The sequence below is a fragment of the Gordonia sp. NPDC003585 genome (assembly GCF_040610755.1).
GTDB lineage: Bacteria > Actinomycetota > Actinomycetes > Mycobacteriales > Mycobacteriaceae > Gordonia.
In genome coordinates, this window is sequence record NZ_JBEXMX010000166.1 from 1 (window position 1) to 3,868 (window position 3,868).

The 3,868-nt window shown below is 67.3% G+C and carries 3 protein-coding genes and 1 pseudogene; all 4 read left to right on the forward strand.

What is annotated here, in order from left to right:
* The first annotated feature begins 347 nt into the window (after positions 1 to 347).
* Positions 348 to 1,031 (forward strand): HNH endonuclease family protein, encoded by a 684-nt coding sequence (locus tag ABZW74_RS24175; RefSeq protein ID WP_240857555.1) that lies wholly within the window; start codon positions 348 to 350, stop codon positions 1,029 to 1,031.
* A 103-nt stretch (positions 1,032 to 1,134) separates the two neighbouring features.
* Entirely contained in the window at positions 1,135 to 2,427 is a 1,293-nt protein-coding gene (locus ABZW74_RS24180; RefSeq protein WP_355280008.1) for a glutamate-5-semialdehyde dehydrogenase, read from the forward strand.
* Positions 2,427 to 3,347 (forward strand): MoxR family ATPase, encoded by a 921-nt coding sequence (locus ABZW74_RS24185; protein WP_355280011.1) that lies wholly within the window; start codon positions 2,427 to 2,429, stop codon positions 3,345 to 3,347. Before ABZW74_RS24180 ends, ABZW74_RS24185 begins: the two co-directional genes overlap by 1 nt.
* Positions 3,347 to 3,868 (forward strand): annotated as a pseudogene (locus ABZW74_RS24190) (hypothetical protein); the annotation flags it as partial. The gene ABZW74_RS24185 and the pseudogene ABZW74_RS24190, both read left to right, overlap by 1 nt.

Here is a 3,868-nt window from a genome sequence, read left to right on the forward strand (position 1 = left end):
GACGAGTTTCTTCCCCTATTTTTCGTGGATCATCGTTGCCGCGCCGCGCTCCACGGCCCTCTTCCCGCCTCCACGATCGCCGCCGCAGGCGGCGGTGGGTCGCTGACTCGACTAGGGCGTGTCTCCCAATTCCCTTTGCGGGTCTTGGCGGCTCGATCGCAGCCAGGGTGCAATCGACTCCACCAATCCCTCGCAGTGGAATTGGGAGACACGCCCTAATTGACCGCAGGGAACGGGAACTGCGCGGCGCGCGTCGAACCAATATGGCCCGACCCTCCCTCGCTCTCCGGTGGCGACGCTTGGTACGCCATCACCGATCGCGACGCTCTGGGGTGCATGGATGGACCATGCGTCGCTGGTGCGTGCTGAGCGCGTTCGTGGTGACGGCGCTCTTCGTGGCGACCGGGGTGATGGTCAACACCGCGCAGACGGGTGTCGACGAGCGGGTACGTGCAAGGGCGCAGCGGCTGACCGGGGAACTCGGTGCGCTGTCCGTCTCGGCGGCCCGGCGGCACCGCGAGGACTATCAGCGCTCGGCATTCGGAACTCCCTGGAGCGACGAGGTGCGGGTACGTGGCGGTTCCAACGGGTGTGACACCCGAAACGACATCCTCGCGCGCGATCTGCACGACACGCGTCGTGGCCCGACCAAGACGTGCCCCGGCGCTGTGCTCGCAGGGGAGTTCCGCAGCCCGTACACCGGCGACTACATCGTGTTCCGGCGTGACCTGGGCGCTGCAGCCGTGCAGATCGATCACATCGTCCCGCTCGCGTACGCGTGGGATATGGGGGCGTGGGCGTGGCCCGCGGAATTGCGGCAGGACTTCGCCAACGACCCCGCCAATCTCGTTGCGGTGGACGGGGGATCGAATCAGGACAAGAGCGACGCCGAACCCGCCCGCTGGATGCCGGACGAGCGGGGGTTCTGGTGTCAGTACGCAGTGCAGTTCGTCATCGTCGTGCGCAGCTACGGACTCGCGATCGACGCGGCGTCCCGGGATGTCCTTGCCGATGCTCTCCGGTGTCGGTGACGCGTGGCCGTTCGCCGACGGCACGTTGGGCCGAGAAATCGGCGGCGCTACGCTGGTGGGCGGATATTCGCACGCATGTCACCGCGACGATCGAGGAACACCGATGAGCGCACCCACCGCAGAAGAAGCCGTCACCGCAGAGTCCGGGACACAGCCGGACACCGAGAAGGTCGTTCTCGACCTCGCGCGGGCGGCGCGATCGGCGTCGCGGTCGCTGGGCGGACTGACCACTGCGGCCAAGAACAAGGTGCTGCTCGCAGCTGCCGACGCTGTGGAAGCCGCGGTCGAGGAGATCCTGGCCGCCAACGCTGAGGACATCTCGCGTGCCGAGTCCTCCGACATGGAGGCCAGCCTCCTCGACCGGCTTCGCCTGACTCCCGAGCGCGTCACCGGTATCGCGGAGGGCCTGCGACAAGTTGCGGTCCTGCCCGACCCGATCGGTGAGATCGTCTCCGGCAAGACCCTGCCCAACGGTTTGCAACTGCGCCAGATGCGCGTTCCGCTCGGTGTGGTCGGCATCGTCTACGAAGCCCGCCCCAATGTGACGGTCGACGCGTTCGGTATCGCCTTCAAGTCGGGCAACGCGGTGCTGCTGCGGGGATCGTCGTCGGCCGCGTCGTCGAACGCCGAATTGGTGCGGGTCCTGCGAGAAACGTTGTCGGACAACGGGGTCACTGCCGACGCGGTGGCGCTGCTGCCCAGCGAGGACCGCTCCAGCGTGACTGCACTGATCCGGGCGCGCGGTCTGGTGGACGTGGTGATCCCGCGCGGTGGCGCCGGACTCATCAACGCCGTCGTCAGCAACGCGACCGTACCGACGATCGAGACGGGCACCGGCAACTGCCATGTCTACGTGCACGCACTCGCGGACCTCGACGTCGCGACGCGGGTGGTACTGAACTCCAAGACCCGCCGGCCCAGCGTCTGCAACACCGCCGAGACCGTCCTGATCGACAAGGCTGTTGCCGCCGACGCGCTGCCCCGGATCACGTCTGTCCTGCAGGCGCAGGGCGTCATCATCCACGGTGACGAGCCGGGTATGGAACCCGCGACCGAACAGGATTGGGCCGAGGAGTACCTGTCGATGGACATCGCGATGAAGGTGGTCGACGACCTCGACGCCGCCGTCGCGCATATCGACAAATACGGAACCGGACACACCGAGGCGATCATCACGACCGACCTGGCCGCCGCCAACGAGTTCACCTCGCGCGTCGACGCCGCCGCGGTCATGGTCAACGCGTCGACCGCGTTCACCGACGGTGAGCAGTTCGGATTCGGTGCCGAGATCGGTATCTCCACGCAGAAGCTCCATGCGCGCGGCCCGATGGGACTGCCCGAACTCACCTCCACCAAATGGTTGGTGTGGGGCGCCGGACACGTGCGGCCCGCCTGATGAGCCAAGCATCCTCGGACACCGCACCGCGCATCGATCCGTCCTTCGCCGACGTCGGCGACGTGGTGACCCGGCTGCGTGGCACGGGCTATCTCGCCGACGAGGCGACCGCGACGTCGACCTTCCTCGCCGACCGCCTGGGCAAGCCGTTGCTCGTGGAAGGTCCTGCGGGCGTGGGCAAGACGGAGCTCGCCCGCGCGATCGCGTCGGCCACCGACGCCGAACTCATCCGTTTGCAGTGCTATGAGGGCATCGACGAGGCGCGGGCGCTCTACGAGTGGAATCACGCCAAGCAGATCCTGCACATCCAGGCCACCGGCACGCGCGCATGGGACGAGGCGAAGACCGACATCTTCTCCGACGAGTTCCTCTTGCCGCGCCCGCTGCTGAAGGCGATCTCGTCGGAGGGGCGGACGGTCCTGCTGATCGACGAGGTCGACAAGGCCGACGTCGACATGGAGGGCCTGCTGCTCGAGGTGCTCAGCGATTTCGCCATCACCATCCCGGAGATGGGAACGGTCACCGCGGCACGACGACCGGTGGTGCTGTTGACCTCCAATGCCACTCGCGAGCTCTCCGAGGCCCTGAAGCGGCGCTGTCTTTACTTGTATATCGATTTCCCGGATGCGGCGCGGGAGAAGGAGATCCTCGCCTCGCGGGTCCCGGGACTGACCGATGCCCTCTCGGCCGAACTGGTGCGGATCGTCGGCGTCCTGCGCACCCTCGACATCCGCAAGAAGCCGTCGGTGGCCGAGACCATCGACTGGGCCAACACGTTGTTGGCACTCGGGGCGGGCGACGGGGCGAGCGGCAGTGCACGCGGCGGCATCGACGACGGTTTGATCGCCCGCACGCTGGGCGTGGTGCTCAAGCACCGGCCCGACCTCAAGACGGCGTTCAAAGAACTCAAGCTGGGCTGATGACCGCGCCGCTCGTCGCCCATCTCACCGACTTCGTCGACGAGTTGCGTCGCCGCGGTATCGAGGTGGGGCCGTCGAATCTGATCGATGCCGCCTCAGCGGTGGAGGTGCTCGACCTGCTGAGCCGCCCGCAGCTCCGGGAGGGACTCGCGGCGACGCTGCTCTCCGATGTGGCGCAACGCGGGGTCTTCGACCGTGTCTTCGACCTCTGGTTTCCGATAGCCTTCGGAAAGCGAACCGTCACAACCGATCTGCCGCGCGACGAGAACGGCGAGGTCGATATCCCCGCCGTGCGCGACATGCTGTCAGAGGTCCTCGCCGACGACGGACCCGACGCCGACGCCCGGCTGGCCGACATGGTCGCGATGATCGTCGACGCGCTGGGGCGCTACGAATCGACGCGGGGAGAGGCGTTCTCGGCGTATCAGGCACTGTCCGCGGTGAATCCGCAGACGTTGATCGCCGCCATCGCCGCGGCGATGGCCGGCGGTGATGACGGCTCGGGTGATCGAGCGGGCACC

Coding starts and splice junctions, on each gene's coding strand:
- ABZW74_RS24185 (WP_355280011.1), top strand. CDS start 2,427: ATGAGCCAAGCATCCTCGGACACCGCACCGCGCATCGATCCGTCCTTC.
- ABZW74_RS24175 (WP_240857555.1), top strand. CDS start 348: ATGCGTCGCTGGTGCGTGCTGAGCGCGTTCGTGGTGACGGCGCTCTTC.
- ABZW74_RS24180 (WP_355280008.1), top strand. CDS start 1,135: ATGAGCGCACCCACCGCAGAAGAAGCCGTCACCGCAGAGTCCGGGACA.